The sequence below is a fragment of the Actinophytocola sp. genome (assembly GCF_045807065.1).
Lineage (GTDB): Bacteria > Actinomycetota > Actinomycetes > Mycobacteriales > Pseudonocardiaceae > Actinophytocola.
Map to the genome: position 1 here is coordinate 1 of NZ_JBJMIE010000071.1, position 18,660 is coordinate 18,660.

General features: G+C 66.4%; 16 protein-coding genes and 1 pseudogene. 10 read left to right on the forward strand and 7 right to left on the reverse strand.

Annotated elements, in window-relative coordinates; all coding sequences use genetic code 11:
• The 7 genes from ACJ73U_RS03940 to ACJ73U_RS03970 all read left to right on the forward strand — a co-directional run.
• The coding region (locus tag ACJ73U_RS03940; protein ID WP_407776124.1) for a hypothetical protein at positions 1-432 on the forward strand (432 nt) is incomplete at its 5' end.
• 145 nt (positions 433-577) lie between these two features.
• Entirely contained in the window at positions 578-1,429 is an 852-nt protein-coding gene (locus tag ACJ73U_RS03945; RefSeq protein WP_407776125.1) for a hypothetical protein, read from the forward strand.
• 455 nt (positions 1,430-1,884) lie between these two features.
• On the forward strand, positions 1,885-2,502 hold the full coding sequence (locus ACJ73U_RS03950; protein ID WP_407776126.1) for a hypothetical protein: 618 nt from the start codon (positions 1,885-1,887) through the stop codon (positions 2,500-2,502).
• 526 nt (positions 2,503-3,028) lie between these two features.
• Positions 3,029-4,186 (forward strand): conjugal transfer protein TraI, encoded by a 1,158-nt coding sequence (locus tag ACJ73U_RS03955; protein WP_407776127.1) that lies wholly within the window; start codon positions 3,029-3,031, stop codon positions 4,184-4,186.
• Between the two features lie 75 nt (positions 4,187-4,261).
• Positions 4,262-4,864: a hypothetical protein gene (locus ACJ73U_RS03960; RefSeq protein WP_407776128.1), complete on the forward strand. Its 603-nt coding sequence runs from the start codon at positions 4,262-4,264 to the stop codon at positions 4,862-4,864.
• Between the two features lie 229 nt (positions 4,865-5,093).
• Complete coding sequence (locus ACJ73U_RS03965) at positions 5,094-5,909, forward strand: GP88 family protein (protein WP_407776129.1); 816 nt, start codon at positions 5,094-5,096, stop codon at positions 5,907-5,909.
• Positions 5,910-6,158: 249 nt separating this feature from the next.
• Positions 6,159-6,749, forward strand: a complete 591-nt coding sequence (locus tag ACJ73U_RS03970; RefSeq protein ID WP_407776130.1) for a hypothetical protein — start codon at positions 6,159-6,161, stop codon at positions 6,747-6,749.
• Between the two features lie 81 nt (positions 6,750-6,830).
• Here the strand turns inward: ACJ73U_RS03970 and ACJ73U_RS03975 are convergent, their stop codons facing one another.
• The 4 genes from ACJ73U_RS03975 to ACJ73U_RS03990 all read right to left on the reverse strand — a co-directional run bounded on the left by ACJ73U_RS03975 (position 6,831) and on the right by ACJ73U_RS03990 (position 10,637).
• Positions 6,831-8,021, reverse strand: coding sequence for a hypothetical protein (locus ACJ73U_RS03975; protein WP_407776131.1), 1,191 nt, complete (start codon positions 8,019-8,021; stop codon positions 6,831-6,833).
• Between the two features lie 453 nt (positions 8,022-8,474).
• On the reverse strand, positions 8,475-9,257 hold the full coding sequence (locus ACJ73U_RS03980; RefSeq protein WP_407776132.1) for an endonuclease domain-containing protein: 783 nt from the start codon (positions 9,255-9,257) through the stop codon (positions 8,475-8,477).
• A gap of 159 nt (positions 9,258-9,416) precedes the next feature.
• Complete coding sequence (locus ACJ73U_RS03985; RefSeq protein WP_407776133.1) at positions 9,417-9,605, reverse strand: hypothetical protein; 189 nt, start codon at positions 9,603-9,605, stop codon at positions 9,417-9,419.
• 192 nt (positions 9,606-9,797) lie between these two features.
• Positions 9,798-10,637: a TIGR02391 family protein gene (locus ACJ73U_RS03990; RefSeq protein ID WP_407776134.1), complete on the reverse strand. Its 840-nt coding sequence runs from the start codon at positions 10,635-10,637 to the stop codon at positions 9,798-9,800.
• A gap of 367 nt (positions 10,638-11,004) precedes the next feature.
• Between ACJ73U_RS03990 and ACJ73U_RS03995 the strand changes: the two are divergent.
• The 3 genes and pseudogenes from ACJ73U_RS03995 to ACJ73U_RS04005 all read left to right on the forward strand — a co-directional run bounded on the left by ACJ73U_RS03995 (position 11,005) and on the right by ACJ73U_RS04005 (position 13,051).
• A pseudogene (locus ACJ73U_RS03995) lies at positions 11,005-11,702 on the forward strand (methyltransferase domain-containing protein).
• A gap of 449 nt (positions 11,703-12,151) precedes the next feature.
• A complete protein-coding gene (locus ACJ73U_RS04000; protein ID WP_407776135.1) occupies positions 12,152-12,523 on the forward strand; it encodes a hypothetical protein in 372 nt (123 codons plus the stop codon).
• A 54-nt stretch (positions 12,524-12,577) separates the two neighbouring features.
• A complete protein-coding gene (locus ACJ73U_RS04005; RefSeq protein ID WP_407776136.1) occupies positions 12,578-13,051 on the forward strand; it encodes a hypothetical protein in 474 nt (157 codons plus the stop codon).
• A gap of 156 nt (positions 13,052-13,207) precedes the next feature.
• Here the strand turns inward: ACJ73U_RS04005 and ACJ73U_RS04010 are convergent, their stop codons facing one another.
• The 3 genes from ACJ73U_RS04010 to ACJ73U_RS04020 all read right to left on the reverse strand — a co-directional run bounded on the left by ACJ73U_RS04010 (position 13,208) and on the right by ACJ73U_RS04020 (position 17,830).
• Positions 13,208-14,458 (reverse strand): MAB_1171c family putative transporter, encoded by a 1,251-nt coding sequence (locus ACJ73U_RS04010; protein ID WP_407776137.1) that lies wholly within the window; start codon positions 14,456-14,458, stop codon positions 13,208-13,210.
• On the reverse strand, positions 14,451-15,044 hold the full coding sequence (locus tag ACJ73U_RS04015) for a hypothetical protein (protein WP_407776138.1): 594 nt from the start codon (positions 15,042-15,044) through the stop codon (positions 14,451-14,453). Before ACJ73U_RS04015 ends, ACJ73U_RS04010 begins: the two co-directional genes overlap by 8 nt.
• A gap of 824 nt (positions 15,045-15,868) precedes the next feature.
• Positions 15,869-17,830 carry a helix-turn-helix domain-containing protein gene (locus tag ACJ73U_RS04020; RefSeq protein WP_407776139.1) on the reverse strand — a complete coding sequence of 654 codons (1,962 nt, stop codon included), beginning with the start codon at positions 17,828-17,830 and terminating at the stop codon, positions 15,869-15,871.
• Positions 17,831-18,660 lie beyond the last annotated feature (830 nt).

Consider the following 18,660-nt stretch of genomic DNA (forward strand, 5'->3'; position numbering starts at 1 on the left):
GCGCCGGCGACCGCCACGCCCGACCGCGCCGCGTCGGCGACCGCGCTGGCCTCGCCGCCGGCCGTGCCGGGGGTGCCGGACGTCGGCCGGCCGGGCGAGGTCGTCGGCACCCAGCGCGTCCCCACGATCGACCCGGCCGGCGACAGAGTTCAGCCCGGGTCGCCGACGACGCGGGCAGTGGGAACCACCGCGACCATCGTCGTCGTCGACGGCGCACGCATCCGCACCCAGCCGGTCAACGGCACCGTCATCGGCTTGGTCCGGTACCACGATTGGTTCTTTGTCAGTTGCAAGCGCCGTGCCAGCGACGGCTACGTGTGGGGCTACGGCCACAACAACGGCCGTTGGGGCTGGATGAGGGACGACTTGTGGGACGTCATCTACTTCACCGCGCCCGGCGCCCCGTCGCCCCGCCCGATCCCGTGGTGCTGAATCAATAACCCCCCTTTTCAGCACCACCACCAGGGTGCCCCGCAGCAGCGTCTCGGTCCCTCAACCGCTGCGGGGCACCCGCCCCCACCCCGATGCGGCTCGCATCACCCCGCGCACTCGCGCCCATCACCACAAGGAACACGCCATGGTCACCAGCCCTGTTCTTGTCAGGCCTGACTCAGCCCCTCTCGCGGGAAGCCCGCGGACACAGCTCATCAACGGCGGCCCCAGCGGCAACGTCACCGGCTCCCCCATCTCCGTCGACCTGGTCCACCTGCCACCCGGCCACGTCGACGAACCCCACCACCACACCGACACCTGGGTGTACCTGCTGGTCTGGCACGCTGGCCCGCTCGGCGCGATTATCCGCCACGGCCCAGCGCGCAGCGAGATCACCCCATCGACCGACCAACTCGTCGCCATCCCGCCCGGCGTCACCTACACGCTGCGCAACCCGAGCAACGAACACGACATCCTCGCCTACGAGTTCCGCGCCACCACCACCGTTGCCGTTGCCTTCCCTACCAACGCGACACCGACCCTGATCCGCACCGATCACCACGAGTTCGCCCTCAGCCAGCAGGGCCAGCCCATGGCCACGCTCCTTGATGGCGGCCCTGACGGCAACGTCCCCGGATCACCGGTCTCCGCCGGTCTGGTTCGTATGCGGCCCGGCCATGTCGCCGAACCACACCATCACGGCAACACCTGGATCTATGTGCTGGTCCGGCACGCCGGCTCACTCGGCGCGGTCACCCTCCACGGTCCCACCCTCGAGGGCCGCATCCACCAAAGGGTCGGCCAGCTGGTCGCGATGCCCCCGAAGAAGGCCCACGCCGCCGTCAACCCGAGCGACCAGGACGACATCGTGGCCTACGAGTTCCGCGCCAACCCCACCATCCACACCGACAACATCATCCTCAACGAGCTCCGGCCGGCCCTGGACGACCAGAAACCGGTGCTGTTCTCCCCGTCGATGACCACTCGCGCGCGATGAGCAACCAGTCCCCTGCCGACCACACGACGGACGGTGTCGAGCCGACACACCACCCACCGGTAACCCGAACGGCGACGCAACAGCCACCACAGCAGGGTCCACCGGCACGCCATCCGACCGGGATGTTGATCTACCCGTTCAGCGTCCACGACAACGCCGAACTCGCGCGATGGGCAATGTGAACCGGCGATGCAAACCCGGGGTGTGGACTGGCGGTGCCGTCAGCCGAATCACCGGTCCGAGGTCGCGCGGCTGCCGCAGGTCCCGTTCTACGACCGGCCCCAACACCCGGAGCCGACGGCCACGCACGGCCAAACCCCTGCAGCAGCACCCCTGCGACCTCATCCGTGGCGGTCCTGCAGTCCCCGCCGACCCGACGTGCATCACGGAGAACAGGACAGACGAGGGCCAGGAAGCAGGCCACCGGAGGACACCGATCACAGTGAGGACTGGACATGATCGACCGACTGGACCACCAGACCAACCACGATCCGCATGAGTTACTCGGACGGCGCGAGCAGTTGGCGCGGTTGGTGCGACTGGACACACCGTTCAGTCAGGTCGTGTCAAGCTGGGCCGGGTTCGGGGTCCACGGCGAGCAGACCACGCCCACATCCTTCGTTGACCTCACCGACGACGACGCGCGTCTGCTCGACCTCCCGGCCGGGACCTCCGTGACCCGCCGAGACATCCACCTCGTGTCCGTCCTCACCGAACCGGTGTTTCGCGCGGCGGCCATCACCGAGCTGGTCTACGAACCTCGTCTCGGCTTGGATCTCGCCGGCCGTCGCGCGGTGCGCAGCGGTTCCGATCCGCTCGACAGCCTGGTGAACCACCTGCGTCGTGTCGTGTGCTACGTGCTCCGACCACACCATGCCACCGAAGGCGACACAGCGGACGATCCTCAGCCGGACCATCCCGCGCTCCAGGCCAAAACCATCCTGGCGCACGCCGGCATCCCGGTCGCGGTAGCTGTTGAGACCGTCTACTGGCGACTGATCGCCCACAGGCAGCCGTCTGTCGTGCTGCCCTACGCCATGCCGCGCCCCCTGCTCGCCCGGATGTCGCGATGAGCACGCTCCTCCTCCACCATCCCGTCCCCGAGGCCGAAGCAGCCCTCGCCAGCGAGGGATCGCCAACCGTCACCACCGATGAACCCGATTCCGCCGCGGCGACGCACATGGACGCGCCGGCCTCGGCTCACCAACTCGATCCCATGAGCATGGGATCGGTCAAGCGGTGGCGGGACCACCGCCACCGGGTCCACCGCGACCGCCGCCCGCCTCGCGGCGATCGCACGGACCCCGTCCCCAGGGGCCACGGACCACGCCACGACACCCACCGCGCCGACGATTGCCCTGGTGATCGCATCAGCGCGCGCGTCGGTGATCGCGTGCGTGCTCGTGTCCATGCCGCCCCTGACCGCCCTCGGCCACGGCAGGAGGCGACGGCGAACACCACGACCGCACGTCCCCGCCACGCCGGGTCCGGCGCGAACACACAGGAGTCGACCAGCCCGCATTACCCCAGAGGGTGGCCGGTGCTCGAAGGAGCTGCCGCCGATGGTCGCACCCTGTTCGTTCCACCGGAACCACCGGCGTGGCCGCGACACACGGCATCGTCGCGTTCGCCGGCTGCCTGGCCGAGGGCACCCCAGCAACCAGCTCGCCCAAGTGGTGCGTCATGACCGTCGCACACGATCCCGACGACGGGCCCGAGTTCGATCTCACCGAGATCGAACGCTACCTCGCCGCCCACAGCACCCCCGTCGGCGACGAGGCGAACGACGACGCGAACAGTGACACGGGCGCTGACACGGGCACTGACACGGATGCTGGCGTGGACCATGGGAACGCCGCGGCGTCCACCAACGACCGGCGTACGCGCGAGGGACGAACGAGGCGAGTGCGCAAACTCGCCGGCGACGTCGCCGAGGCACGGCAACTCGTCGCGCTCCAAGACTCCGCCGAGTTGGTGTACGCACACAGCCAACGCGTCCTACGCACCATCCGCCGCGGAGCCGAAGCCGTCAAGCTGGTCCAACTGCGACAGAACCCCGCCTTTCTCGCGCTGGCCACCGTGCGGGCCCGCAGGACCGTCACCGCGACCGGGCTGGCCGCGTTGGTGATCGCGCTCGGCTGGTCCACCGCCGGCGTGCAAGCCTTCGCCGCCGGCAACACGCCCCGGTTCAGCGCTCAATGGTGGTTCGCCTGGGGCGTCGAACCTTTCGTCTCCCTGGCGCTGCTCACCATCGTCATCGCCCGCGCCTTCCTCGCCTCCCGCGGACAAACCATCACCACCCCGACGGTGCGGCGCGTCGAGTGGCTGTTCCTGTCCGCGACGCTGCTCATGAACACCTGGCGACACCTCCCCGGCGTCGCCACCCCGTTCCGATTCGATCAACTCGTCATCCACATGCTCGGCCCGATCGTCGCCGTGTGCGTGGTCACCGTCCTTCCCCTGCTGTGGGTCGCGATCGACAACGTCCCCACCCGTGCCCCGACCACCACACCTGCCGAGGACACACAACCCGACAACGCCACCAAAGACGGCAGCAAAGACCCCACGGAGGACGCGCCGTCCGGAGTTGACCAGCGGGCCCAGGAGCGTGTGGCCGCCGCACTCGCGAAGGCGACCGCCCTGATCCACACCGGACGCCTGCCACCAAACCCGTCCGCCAACAGACTCCACAAGGCACTGGGTGGCGCCATGGACACCGCTCGCGCCGTCCGCGACATCCTCCGCCGCGGCCCATAACAACCCCGTGCGACCGCGCGGCGTCCGCCAGTCCCACCGGTCCATGACCGTTCACGAAAGCGCCAGGAGAAAACCATGCTGTCAGATAACGCCTTCCAGATCGATGACCACCAGGACCAGGCCCTGGCCAGTGACCGGAAGTCACGCTACGGCGCCTACCTGCGGGACAAACGCCGACTGTTCTTCCACAATGGACTCGACAGTCCACCCACAACCAATCCGGTCGAGTTCGCGGTCGCCGCCTGGTCGGTCGCCACCCCGCCGATCATGTCCCCCAGCTATGTGACCAGCCATCCCCGGATCCAGGACACCACGGTCCATTGGGACGACGACCGCCGTGCCGCGCTCGCGGTCGAGATCGCCGTCCCCGCACCACCGATCACCAACCGGCTGCCGTCGCGGTGGTCGGGGTGGGTCCAGGACAGCGGTTGGGGTCCCCGTTGGCGCGACCCTCATGACAACGACCACCTCACCGTGCTGAGCACGGTGACCATCCGGATTCCCCTTAACCCGAACCTGTTGCCGTGCCCGACTTACACCTTCGGCGTCCCCGACACGACCTGTGCCAAGATCGCGGTCGGCGCGATGTGCCGCATGGTCAACGCCGAACTCACCGACCTGCTCACCGCGATCGACACACCAGCCTGGCGTGGGACCGCCAGCGCCTCCCGCCCGTAACCAGGAACGACCGTGCTCACGCACCGGGGCGTGACAGGCAGGTCCGACACTGGGGTGAGACGTGGCGGAGCCACCGCGCCATGTGTTGCCGGACGGTGCGGTGGGCTCGATCGATGAGGACACGGATCAGTCGCAGCGCTGTCGGATCGTTGTTGAACTCGACGTTGTCCAGTCGCGCCACAACCCGCTGATTTCACACTGACTCTACATATCGTTCTGGGGGATATTCATGTCCGCAACTCAGGAAAATTCCGACTCAAGGGGGCGTCGTGCGCGTCTGCTTACGCAGAATCGCGAACTGAAACAGATCGGCGCGTGGAACTGGTCGTTACCCGCGTGGGCTGGTCGACTGACTGACGGCCGGACCTACAACACCTGTCCGTCGGCCGGTGTGTGCCGGTGGGTGTGCTATGCCCGGCACGGCACCTACACCTGGCCGGTCGTCCGCGCCAAACACCAGGCGAACCTGGTGTTCGTTTTAGACGATCTGGCCGGGTGGGAGGCCGCGATGATCGCCGAACTGGGCGCAAACAAGTTCCGCGGTGCATGGGTCAGAATCCACGACTCAGGCGACTTCTTTTCCGACGAATATTTACAGGCATGGTTACGTGTCTGCCTCGCTCGCCCGGACGTGAATTTTTACTGCTACACGAAAGAGATCCGCCGCTTTCGCCGGCTGGTGGAGCCAGAACCACCGCCGAATTTCCGCTGGGTTTACTCCTACGGCGGGATGGAGGACGGCGAGCTGGATCCGGCGGTGGATCGAGTGGCCGACGTGTTTCCCGACGAGGCGGCGATCACCACTGCCGGGTGGGCCTCCCAGGAGGACAGCGATCTACTCGCGGTCCTCGGCCCGCGCCTGGTGGGGGTGCCGGCCAACCGGATTCCCCACTTCCTGAAAAGGCAGGGTGATCGCACGTTCCGTTCCTGGCAAACCGAGGTCGACGCCGAACACGCCGCTCGTCGCGAGCGCCGCCGAACACGGCCAGCGGTGGCTGGTTGTCAACCACACCCCACCCCGGCACCGAGTAGCCAGCAACAGTGACGCGCCTCAACCGGACTGATCAGTTCCCCCAACCAGCCGAAACAGCCCTGGTGCCCACAGGCCCATGATGTCTTCGCAGAGAGGGCCCCGATGCACGCTCCTCCGACCGGGCCGCTCACCGCCCCGGCAATACCCCCCGTGTCTGCCCAGCCCGCTGGGCCGACGCCGTACCGGGTCTCCGTTGCATCACTCCCCACCCGACCCACCATCCGACATCGCACGGGACGCACGCACCGCTTCCGCGCCGTCGTGGTCACCAAGGCGCTCGCTGCCATCATGCTGGCGGCCACCGTGCTCGTTGCCATGACGCTGCTTGCTGGCTGTACCACCACCTCACCCCCCGCGAGCCCTCACATCCCGCTACCGCAACCAGCCGACACTGGGCAGAGCACAGCTCGGACACCGCCACTGTCAGGCGCGGAAACAACTCCTCCCGTCGATATGCCACGCGTCGACACCCCGCAAGCCGTAGCCATCCAGTGGCTGTCCGCATACCACAGCGCCACGTGGACCGATCCCAACCCCGCCGCCTGGATTGACCGCGTACGACCGTACGTCACCGACGCCATGCACACTCGTAACACCTCATTGCGCGACGGCGGGGCGGGCAACGATTGGACCGACTTCGTCAGCCAACGCTGCCGAAGTAACGTTTCCGACCCCGCCGCGGTCATCCCCGCCGAAGCGCCAGGGAACAGCGACACCGCGAACGTGCTCGTTGCCGGCACGGTAACAACCACCTGTGCGGACGGAACCGATTCGTCGATAGAGCAAGCGTCCGCCACCCTCGTGGTGGTGAAGACGTCCAACGGCTGGCGCGTTGACGAGCGACTGTTCTAACGAGTCGCTTTCGCACGATCAGCAGAACGGTTGAAACATCGAGCCGGGGTGTTACACAGGTTGGCTGTGTAGCACCAGCTGTCAACCTCGCAAGTCAGCGAGCACAGCAGCGACCTCTTTTCTAACGCGCCTGAGCGATTGCGCGATCTTGCGAAAACGGTATCTCCAGATCGGAATTAGCCGATGCCAATACCGATGCAGCCGACTGTCAAGCAATAGAACACGGGGCTCGGTCTTGGCGAGGTTCTCGTCGATGAAATCGTCCATGGTGTGCATGCACTGAGTAACGTCGTCAATCCAGGAAGGTTTTGCCGTCACTGTCGGCGTTGCACTCCCACCGCCGGTAAAGACATGCACAACTACCCTTTGTTGAGCTTTGAGATCAACACCCTTGATGACAACCTGATTATCACGAGCCAACACAACATACTGAGCTTCTTTCGAAGATAGCACATTGCCGTCGATCTCTACATAGTGATGCACTACGTGCGCCTCGCCGATGTCGAACACCAGCGGATCGTCAGCGTTGAGCGTATCGACCGTATGGCTCGTCACGTTTTCAAACATGAAGGTCAGCCGTGACGGCGTTGTTGCCCGTTTGCCGGCGACACGCACCTCCGGAATGTTATCGAACGCAGAATTGGGGTTAACTATAAACATTCCAACAAGGACGACGGCCTTTATTAGACGGGGATCGGGCCATTGGCTTTGCAGTTCGAACAGCAGAGAGGTGACCGTCATCGACGATCTCACATGATCGTTTGGCGGTGGAAGATGCGCGACTTCCTCCACGCCGGCGATTCGGGTAGTAACCTTCACATCATCCGGGATACCATCGATGATAGCTAACAGGGTCATCCGGTCACGCGGGTTCAGCAGCATCGGCTTGAGCACAAGGCCGGAGCGATCTACCGACACCGGGTCGTTCTCAATGTCAAGCATGTCATCCCTGTTCCACTGGAGCACGCCTGCGGAGAACAAAGCCAGCTCGCCAAATTTGATACGAATCGGACCTGAGAAATCGCTCGGCACGATCGGAGCTTGTCCCGTGTTCTCAAATCTCACGATAACCAAGACCGGGTGGATCAGCGCCCGCCCCCCTGCCCACACCTTGATGAGCTCGTCCATCGTGTCGCCTTCAGGCAGGACAAAGCGGATCGAGTTACTCGTGTAGTGCAAACGAACTGACTTACCTCGGTTCTGGTTACGTAGGGTTCTGTACGCGACCAGGACGCCGATGATCGCGATGACTGTTGCCACCAGGAATTCCACAGTTCCCCCTCTGACGTACCGTCTACTCCCGGTTCGGCGGTTGAGTCACTCATCGTAGTTGAGCAGCCGGTCAATGCGACGAACGCTCGTGTCGGCGGGGCCTCTGCCCGTCGGAACGAATGGATCCACCCGGCCCCTGCCGAGTGAAACAAGTCTCCCGCCGCACGAAGTAACGTAGCGGGCCCGGCGGGCTGGGCAAGAGCTCGCCATGCTCAAGCCGGTGCGCAATCGGTCAGGTGCCCGCGCCGGTCCCTGTGTGACCACCAGGGCGCCGCTGCAAACTCTTGTGCTGGCGCCCCAGGCCGAGAGTGCGTCAGCGCCTGCTGCGTGTCAGGAGTGCTGAGGGCACTTCGTGGTTCCTGCGGCTGGTTCTGTTCGCGTTGTGGAAAGGTGCGGGCGCTGGAGCGGCGGTCGAGGCCGGTCTGGGATCTGCGTCCATGTCGCTCCACCCGGCTATGGGAACGGGTTGAAGCCGAGGTAGTCGATGCGGGCCAGGTCGCCGCGGGATAGGGGCCGGTTGAGGACGGTGAACCGTAGATGGGCGGCAGGTGGATGGTTGAGGTAGTCGGCCCACAGACACCCGGAGACGTGCACGCACTGATCGACCAGGTTGTTGCAGTTGCGGCATAGCAGTCCGCGGACACAACCAGTGAAGTGGTCGTGGTCGATCGCGAACGCGGGTGTACGGCGGCAGGCCTGACACAACGACCCGAACTCGGCCACGAGACGGGCACGGAGCCGGCCTCGTGGAGTGGTGGGGTTGACATGGGCAGGCCACACCGTCCGGGAGGACCGGGTCGGGCATCGGCCGGTCGGCGGCACGAGTTCTGCGGCGATCACCCTTTCGGTCAGCCGCACCGTCCACCGCACTGTACGGCTGTGGTAACCCCGCTCGCCCCGGTCGCGATCCAGGTTGGGTGGGGCCTGGATCCGGTAGCCAGTGCCGTCGGTCCAGAAGGAACACCACTGTTCGTGGCCGAACTCGCCCGGTCGTCGGCGATGCTCGATCCCGCACAGCACCTCGGCGGCGCTACCCGCCTGCTGATTGCGCAGGTGGTATCGCCCGTCGTCACCGAGCACCGCAACGACCGCGCGCAGGTCCATCCCCTCCACGTAGCACGGCACGCCAGCGCCGGCAGCGACCCGATCGTCCACGCCGTCGTAGTCCAGTTCGAGCGCAAAGCGCCACAGCAATGCCTCACGGCGGTGCTCCGGGAGATCGGCAAGGCAAGCCATGGCACCTCCAAGCCGATCGACGTCGACGGTCTCGGTACACCCCTGCCTCGATCGGGCACCGATGCCGACCTGCGCACGCGACGACGACAGGACGCGGTCAGACTCGATCCCCTCGCCCGTCGCGTTCGCCCTAGCCGCCGGCATCGCAGTAGAGAATCGTCAGGCCAGCTGTCGCCAGGTCGGCGAGTTCCGCAGCGGATCGGCCGAGACTAGCTCGGACGTCTCGATCTCGCCAGAGGCCCACTGGCCGCCCGCGACAGGCTGATCCGAAGCCTCCATATACACCTCGGTGACCTCGGTGACCTCGGTGGCCTCTCCTCGAGCCGAGTCGGGGTTCTCATCAGTCATGCCCGCCAGTGTCACACCTAACACCGACATCGCCCGGTGGCCCCACAGGACAGACCGGCACTGTCCGTCGTTGTTCGCCTGCGGGCTTGTCGGACAACGGCGAGCGTCGCGTTACCGGCTTCCAGACGCATCACACGCCGAGGCGGGTCACTGCCCTGGGTGTTTTCTGGGGTCGCTGTCGACTTCGACGAATCAGTGGCCGGCGGCCCGTGACACGATCGCCGCGTCGAGCTTGCGATGCAGGTAGGACAGCAGGGAGAACAGATCCAGGGCGTCAGGTTCCGCGATCGTCCAGCCGCCGGCCGCCCGCGCGGCATGCGCCGGGGGGTTACGGAAGGTGCCGAACGCGCCCTTGAGCATGGTGGCGAATCCCTTGTGCTCGGAGACCTGGGTCTCGGTGCGGAAGTCGTTGATCCGGATGACCGGTGGCGAGACCCTGGTGCTGAAGCAGTGGTCCACCAGGTCGGCGCCGTCCAGGGTCGAGCCGGACAGGTCCCGCAGTCGTTCCGCCACGCCCTTGGTCGCCTCGAACACCGCGTGGAAGATCGACTTGCGGAGGATCTCCTCTTCGCAGTAGTGGATCACCTGCTGGTGAACGCCCCGCCGCTTGAGTTCGTTCTGCAGCCGGCCGGCCAGCCGGGCGACCTCGTCCAGTGTTGTGGCGGCAGGAGCCTTCGCGACCCTGCCTTCCTCGTTGACCTTGAGGCCAACGAGCGACAGAACCTCCGACAGAGCATCGCGCAGGGCGTCGAAGCGCACTCGATCCTGCATATGTCGGGCGGGAGCCATGGCGTCGTTGATGAACCGGATCACGCAGTTCGCAGCGCGGTCGGCCTCTTGCTTCCCCATCAGCTGCATCAGCAGCCGATCACGCTTGTTCCACCCCAAATCGTCGAGGAGTTCGATCCCCTGCGCATGAAGCAGGCGGTCGATCTCACTGTTGGTGAGCCCTGGCCAGTCCGTGCTGGCAAGCACTGTGCAGACGGCCTGCACAACGGCGTGGGACCACGGCGGGTGGAGTGTCTTCGGCATTAGGGCGACTCACGGGATCGGAACCGGCTGGGGCGGCGGCTGACCAACAGCTGGAGCCGCTGATCCCAGTGTCGCAGAGCCGATCAACGCAGTTACCGAGGACTCGCTACGGACACGCCGACGAGCAACGCCTGATCAGCTGTCCCTGCTCCGCGGACCCGGGTGCGCTGCGGCTGGCCAGGGCGCGCACCCACAGCGACGGCGAGTCGATCGCCCGGTGCTGTCGGGGGTCTGCGCCAGAATCGGCCGTCGCACTGGTTGCCCAGGACCACCCCGTCAGGTGAGCCGGGCACCGCTTCCGAGTGAACGAAAGGGTTCGATGAACACGACGGCCACCGCAACCTCACCCGAGTCCCTGCGGAACGCGATGATCACGAAGGTCAAGGACGCGGGGTACGCCCTCAGCCTCGACGTGGAACGTGCGCTGCGTTCAGCTGAGCGTCACGTCTTCGTTCCGGACGTCGCGTTGGAAGAGGCGTACGCGAACGATATCGTCGTTACGAAACGCGGCCCGGACGACCAGGTGCTGAGCTGCCTGTCCCAGCCGTCGATCGTGGCGCTCCAACTCGGGCAGCTCGGGGTCCACCCGGGCCATCGCGTGCTGGAGATCGGCGCCGGTGCTGGCTACAACGCCGCGGTCCTCGCGCACCTGGCAGGCCCCGACGGACACGTGACCGCGGTCGACGTCGACGCTGACATCGTGGAGCAGGCCCGCGACCGGCTGGCCACCGCAGGGGCTGAGAACGTGGAGGTCCTGCTCGGCGACGGTGCGCGCGGCACCAGCCAGGTGCCCCGTACGACCGGATCATCGCCACGGTCGGCGCCTACGGCATCCCGAACACCTGGCGCACGCAGCTCGCGCCGACGGGCAGGCTGGTCGTGCCTACGCGGATCCGCGGGAGCGTGTCCCGCTCGATGATCAATCCCTTCAACCTCGACCTCGTCGCCCAGCTCCACGCTCCTGGCAAACCGAGGTCGACGCCGAACGCGCCGCCCGCCGCCAGCGCCGCCGAACGCAGCCGGCGGCGGTGCCTGGTTGTCAACCGCCCTCCCGGAACCGGCTAGCCAGCAACAACGACGCTAGATGATCGATCAGTTCGTCCGACCGAGCCGAAACGGCCCTTGTGCCCACAGTCCCTTGATGCCTTCGCAGAAAGAAGATCCCGCGATGCACGCTCCTCCGACCGGGCCGATCGCCGCCCCGGCAGTATCCCCGATGCCTGCCCCGCCACCGGTGCCGACTCCTTACCCGGTCTCGGTTGCCCCATGCCTCACCCGACACACCACCCGACATCGCGCTGGACGCACGCACCGCCTCCACGCTGTCGTGGCCACCAAGGCGCTCGTTGCCATCGTGCTGGTTGCTGGCTGCACCACCGGCCCACCCTCCCACGACCAACTCGCCGCTACCGCAACCAGCCGACACCGCGCGGAGCGCTGCTCGGACACCGCTGGAGTCAGGCGAGGAGACATCCGCTCCCGTTGATACGCCAGGCGTCGACACCCCGCAGGCCGTGGCGATCCAGTGGTTGTCCGCGTACCGCAGCGCCACGTGGACCGATCCCGACCCCGCCGCGTGGATCGACCGCGTACGGCCCTACGTCACCGACGCCATGAGCACCCGCAACACCGCACTCCGCGACGGCGGCGCCGGCACCGACTGGGCCGAGTTCGTCGACCAGCGCTGCGAGAGCAGCGTCTCGGACCTCGCGGCGGTCATACCGGCCGAGGCCCCAGGAACGGCAACCGTCGCCAACGTCCTCGTCACCGGCACCGTGAGCACCACCTGTGCGGCAGGTCCCGCACGTTCGGACGAACAGGCCGCCGCCACCCTCGTGGTAATCAAAACCGCCACCGGCTGGCGCGTGGACCAACGACTGTTCTAACCGATCGGACCGGCGAACCTCTGTAGGGCGGTGACCACCGTTTATCGTGACGGGGTGGCGGTGGACTGGAAGGTGGATCGGATCGGGACGGCGTTGCGCGGGGAGAACCCCACCGTGATGCGCCGACTGGATGCGAGTTTTGCGAGCATCGGTGACGTTCAGTTCCTTCCGGGGTACTGCGTTCTGCTCGTCGACGAGCCGGGGGTCCAGCGGCTTACCGGCCTTCCGCGTCGTCGGAGGCTGCAGTTCCTTGCTGATATGGACCTGCTTGCCGAGGCTGTTGAGCGCGTGTGCGCCCGTCGTGATCCCGGGTTCCGGCGGGTCAATCTGGAGATCCTCGGCAACACGGATCCCTGTCTGCATGCGCATGTGCGTGCTCGATATGAGTGGGAGCCGGAGCACCTTGTCGGTGGTCCCGCCTGGCTGTACCCAGCCGAGTATTGGTCCGACCCGACGCATGCGCTCGGGCCACAACATGATGGCCTCCGAGCGGAGTTGACGGCCGAGATCGATCGGCTGCGCGGCTGAGCCGGGGGCTGAATGGGTTTCCGGCGTCATGGCGGCTCCTCACATATGTAGGCAGTGCCACGGCGTTGTCGGCGCGGGCTTCGTGGGGAGTGCGGTGACGACGGCGCAGAGAGACTGGTTCCCGACAGCTCTCCGCCGGGCGAGTGAACAGGCGGTCTAGGTTCCCGGTGACGCGCCTTCCCCATGCGTCTTGCCATACGGTTGCACGCTGTGGACAACTTGTGCGACAACGGGGTCGTCCACCATGCACCGGTGCACCGCGATCAGCCACCGGGCTTCGGCGAGCACGTCCGACAGGCCTGTCGACGGCTCGCGGGAACCTGCGGGCGCGTCGGCTTGTCGGCGCCCCGCCCGAAAGTTCGCCATCGCCGTGGCGAACGCCGCGGCGGCGATACGGGTCTCCACAGGAGCACGTCGAGCGTGTAGAGCGTTGCGGCGGTGAACCTGGCGAGCGTGCGCATCGCGTACGACGGTTTCCAGGTCGGGCGGCACGTAGCGCATCAGTCGCAGCTCGGCGTCACGGATCTCGATCACTTGGCGGTAGAGCACCACCTCGGGCGCGCAATCCAGGTCAGGTGGGTGTAAGGCGATGTCCGGTAGCAGGTCGGTGAGTTCGGACCACAGCGGTTCAAGACCGCGGACTGCTCGCCGGCTGCGCCACCGAGTGACCCGCCGGCGCAGCGCTCGTATCCACAGCGGCAGCGTGAGGCTGACCCCCATCAGCCCAGCGGCACCGATCCCCAGCCAGTGGGCCATGTCCAGCGAGTCTGACCGGAACTGGCCCCCGACACGCTGACCCACCAGGATGATCACGTTCCACCCCAGCCACAGCAGCGCCACGACCGACGCCAGGGTGGCCGTCGCCATGGCATAGTGCATCAACGGACGCACATCGGGCCGCAGGAGATAGCGGCGCAGCAGCACGACGAACCACGTGATGCACACCGCGACGAATCCCCAGTACACGCCCTGCCCCGCCGCCACGTCGTCCTCGGTGGCCAGCACCTTCGCCAGATCGGGGTTGAACGCAGCGTCGGAGCCGAGCAACAAGACGGCCATGACCAGGATCAACACGACCATCACGGCGGCCATCCACCGCGTCCCCTTCCGCACCCTGGCCTGAGCCGGTTCCGGAACGACGGACGCCACCATGCACACCGCGGAGAAGGCGGACACCATCACCGACGCACTGGCCAGGAACCGCGCCAGGTACGGCACGGCCGTGACCGCCCCGATCACCGCCTGCACGGCCGTCGCCGCGAACACAAGACCGGCGCCGGCACCGAACAGGACGACCAGCACGTACCGCTGCGCAGCAGTCAAGGGCCTGGGCCGCGCGGTGCGGTAGCGGACGAGGCCAGCGATCACGGCGCCGCTCGCCACGAGATAGTTGCCCAGGTCATCCACGAACAGATCCTCGAGAACATCGTGGGGTCGGGACGTCGAACACGGTGCGCAGTGCGAGCACGTCCGCGTCGCGGGCCCGGGGCCAGTCCCTGGTGCGGAGCACGCGGCCGATACGGCCTCCACTCATCGTCGCGAAGACCTCGGCGTCCCGTTCCGCGTCGTCGTCATACTGACTACGTCCCAGCAACCGTCGGATCAGCGGCGCGGACAGCCAGGGAACCCACGCCTCGAGTCCCGTCAACCGGTCGCCCTCTCCGCCGTCCCTTCCGTCGTCTTCTCCGCCGGCCGTGGTCTCGGCGATGGTGGCTTCCTCGACCCAGTGCTGGCTGTGGCCGAGCAGAAGATGGCCAACCTCGTGCAGCACGATGTGCCGCTGGTGAAGCGACGTGGTGTTCGACGCATAACAGATGACGTCAGCGTCCGCCGTCACCACCAGCAGACCACACGGAGCCGACGCGCCCAGATGAGCCGGCACCAGCTGGATCGGCCGGCCCCGCTGCTCCCCCAACATCCGCACGAAACGCTCCAGCGTGAATGGCCGCGGAATCGGCAACCAATCAACCACGGCGCCGATCGCCGCGATCATCGAATCAGCCTGTACCTGCATGGCACCCCCAAGATCGTCCTCTGTGGTCCCCGGGCTGCGCGACGCAGGCGCGCTCGCGCTCCCGGCCGCGTCAGCGCGGAACGTCGCTAGGCGGGCATGGAGCGGACAGCCAGTGCGGACAGCCAGCTCTGCCTCCCAACAGACACCGACCTCGCACGAGCTCCCGCACCACCGCCACGCGATCACTGTCCACTTTTCCCGCACATCCACTCGCTTGGCTAGCACCCCTCACGGGTGTGGCCTTGCGGTGAAACAGCCAGAGCGGCGATGTGGCATCCGAACACCACATGCAACTTGCACAGGTGAGCGCACCCGAAATCGGGGAAGACACGATCATGACTGTCCTCAATAGACGTTCTTGTGGCAAATTTGATGCCACAAGTCAACGAGCGGACGGTAATCACAATCCGCATCAAAGATCCTACGCAAAGCAATCTTCCGCTGGCAGCAGGACCACTCAGCGGACACAGGTGATAACGCGATGCAGCGGGCATGGTCGGGGTGTGGCAACCACAAACGGATCGGCTCCCATTTTGGACGCGTGCGGTGCGGGCTGGCTGTGTGTCGATGGTGAGGCGGCGCGCACTGTCCTCTGTCGAGCGCTCATCGGGAGATTGGTATCAAACTGGCACGGTCGTGGTGCTCCGCGAACCCTCGGGCGCGACCCCAGGCCGTGCGAGGCACGGACCGAACGCGTTGCCCACGGCGTAGCGGCCTCCCGCAAGTGCTGGAACAACGCCCCCTGGTGGCTCCGAGGCGTAACCGCCATGACCTCGGGGAACGCGACAGCACGCCGGTGTCGACTACTCGTTGTCCATGGAGTGAGGGGACGGTGTGTCCTCGCCCGGCTTGGGGCGCGGGACTGGCACAGGCGCGCCGGTAGGCCATCCGACATGGTCGCAGAGGTCGGTCCACAACCGGGCGGTCGTGTCGCGGTCGAAGCTACTTGGTCCGCTGAGGAAGGCCACCGCAGCTTTTCGCATCACCTCAGCGCACCCCGACTCCCCTGGCGGTCCGCCGAAACCGCACTCGTCCAACTCGATGTCGGGCCGAACCCAGGGCGGTCCCCACCATCCGAAGGCGGCATGATCAAAATGCCAACTGACATCCGCACTGCCGACGCCACCAATGTTGTTGGCGGCCGCCAGGTCGTCCTCGTCGACACCGGCTCCGTCGACACCGGCTCCGTCGATGTCAGATCCGTCGATGTCAGATCCGTCGATGGCCTCGACGATAGTCTGGCCGGTGTCGAGTAGTCCCATCTCGTGCAGGCTCGTGGCCAGTTGGTGTGCCGCATCGCGGGGTCCATAGTCCAGCGCCAGTGTCGTGATGGGACCGAAGTTCTCCGTCTCCGTCTCACACCACGCTTTGGCCGCGAGGGCGTCGTGAAACAGCAGCGGCTCGACACCATCGACAACGGACAATGAGTCGAGCGGCGTCGCCTCGGGTGCGAGGTGCAGACGTGCGGCGCGGGTCGTGCCGACATACCAGCTGACCAACCGTCTGCTCGCCGCAGCACGCTCATCAGCGCCTACCGTGTGGTCCGCGAGTTCGTGCACGTAGGCACGGACCAGCGGGGGGAGGTGCACGACGTCGTCGGCGTCGACGTCGACAAGATGGACCAGCGCCAGCTTGTTCAGCAGCCGGCCGACTTGGCTGCGTGGCATCCCGGCCAAGGCCGCGACCGCCGCGGTGTGGATACTGGGACCAGGGTGCAGGCCGATGAGCCGGACCATATGCGCCGCGTCCGGGCAGACCTGCGCGTACGTTCGCGAGAACGTCTGGCGAAGATCGATCGTCTCCAGCGCGTTCAGGACCGCGGCGTCATCTCCCTGCATCTCCGCGACCAGGTCGGCGATCGACCGGTGCGGGTACATCGCGATCTGGTCAGCGGCCGCGCGCAACGCCAGCGGCAGATGACCGCACAGCCCAGCCAGCACCGCCAGCGCCGCCGGCTCAGCCTCGGCACGACCAGGGTCGACAAGACGACGCAACAGCGCGACCGAATCCGGCTCAGCGAGCGGACCCACGGTCACCCGGGTTGCTCCCACGTGAGCGACCAGTTTCGTGAGCGCTCGACGGCTGGTCACCACCACGCCGCACGTGGGCGAGGCTGGCAGAAGCTGATCAACGATCTCGGCGTCGCTCGCGTTGTCCAGCACGACCAACACCCGCCGTCCCGCCAGCATCGACCGGTACAAGGCCGCACGCCCAGCGGTCGTGGCCGGAATCCTGCTGGCATCCAGCGCCGTCAAGAAGCCCTCGAGCACCTCATCGACCGTGACGCGCCGCTCCGGCTGCGCGAATCCACCCAGGTCCACATACAACTGGCCGTCCGCGAACTGGTCCCGCACCTGGTGCGCCCACTGCAACGCCAGCGCGGTCTTGCCACTGCCCGCCGGGCCATCGATCGCCACGACCCGGGGCGTTCCCGGGGGCCGGTCCGCGAGGCCCGCCGCCAGCGCTGCGAGTTCCGGTTCCCGCCCGACAAGGTTTGCCAGTGTCGGGGGAAGCTGCGCAGGACGTCCCCGCCCGTGCGCCGCCTCCCACGCGGCGACCAGAGCACCGCCCGTGTCCATCGCCCGGTCACACTTCGCGGCCATCTCCCGAGTGAGTGACGCCTTACCGTGCTCGATCTTCCACAACAGACTGTGTTCGCACGGGATCAACGCAGCCAATCCGCGGTATCTCAGCTTGCTGCGTTCCCGCCACCTCGCCAGCTCAGCACCCAGATTCGCCCCGGCGCCCTCCGGCAGTTGGCTCATCGCGATCCCCCGACGCTCGTCCCGGCCGCATCGCGCCCCAGGACGACGACGCCCCGCTGGTCCGCGACCTCATGCGACGGCTCGCCGACCGGCGCGCGACACCAGCGAACAGCTGCTACGTCGCGTGACCAACTGTGGTCGCGCGGTGTACCCCTCGCCCTCCACATGGACTCCCCCGGAATCCCCTTACCGACACCGGATCGTCACCCTACCGTCGCCCGACCGGCCTTTGCCACCGGTTTCGTCAATTGCCAGCAAGTGTGCATGTAACCCGTTCACCCCGGACGAACATCGCCATGAACAGCGTTATTCCGGCCCGTGGCCTGGTAGTACCGATCAACACCAGTCGATCACCCCCGCCATCCTGCGAACCCCCACACCCTTACTCGCCAGTATCGAACTTCACCCGAATGGCCTAACAGCACCTGGCTCTAAACCTCTGCTGGATACTACTCACGGTAAGCATGCGTCAACTCGTGTCGCCGCTTGCATCGACTGGACTCACGGAAGGCGGGCCGTCCACGGGTCGTCACGGCCCGCCCACCCCGCCGACCCACGATTCTAAATGTCGTATTGACTTGACATTTTGACCCTTGCATCTACAGTGATGTTGAGAATGTTGAAGAACAGTGACTTATCTCTTGCGTGTCAGGTAGACATACGAGAACGACTCTTGGGGGAGCCTTGTCGACAAGAGATCCGGAGTTGCAAGGGCCGGAGACCTCGGCTGCACTGCTCAGGGCGAATCCGCCGCGCGGCACGCTCCGGCGGCCGGTTGCACACCCGACGACGACCCACGCGAGGGGGTTACCCCTGGTGATGTCACGGCG

What these genes read in the sequence shown, in the direction of transcription:
- ACJ73U_RS03945 (WP_407776125.1), top strand. Translation starts at nt 578, where the DNA reads ATGGTCACCAGCCCTGTTCTTGTCAGGCCTGACTCAGCCCCTCTCGCG.
- ACJ73U_RS03950 (WP_407776126.1), top strand. Translation starts at nt 1,885, where the DNA reads ATGATCGACCGACTGGACCACCAGACCAACCACGATCCGCATGAGTTA.
- ACJ73U_RS03960 (WP_407776128.1), top strand. Translation starts at nt 4,262, where the DNA reads ATGCTGTCAGATAACGCCTTCCAGATCGATGACCACCAGGACCAGGCC.
- ACJ73U_RS03965 (WP_407776129.1), top strand. Translation starts at nt 5,094, where the DNA reads ATGTCCGCAACTCAGGAAAATTCCGACTCAAGGGGGCGTCGTGCGCGT.
- ACJ73U_RS03980 (WP_407776132.1), bottom strand. Translation starts at nt 9,257, where the DNA reads ATGGCTTGCCTTGCCGATCTCCCGGAGCACCGCCGTGAGGCATTGCTG.
- ACJ73U_RS03985 (WP_407776133.1), bottom strand. Translation starts at nt 9,605, where the DNA reads ATGACTGATGAGAACCCCGACTCGGCTCGAGGAGAGGCCACCGAGGTC.
- ACJ73U_RS03990 (WP_407776134.1), bottom strand. Translation starts at nt 10,637, where the DNA reads ATGCCGAAGACACTCCACCCGCCGTGGTCCCACGCCGTTGTGCAGGCC.
- ACJ73U_RS04015 (WP_407776138.1), bottom strand. Translation starts at nt 15,044, where the DNA reads ATGATCGCGGCGATCGGCGCCGTGGTTGATTGGTTGCCGATTCCGCGG.
- ACJ73U_RS04020 (WP_407776139.1), bottom strand. Translation starts at nt 17,830, where the DNA reads ATGAGCCAACTGCCGGAGGGCGCCGGGGCGAATCTGGGTGCTGAGCTG.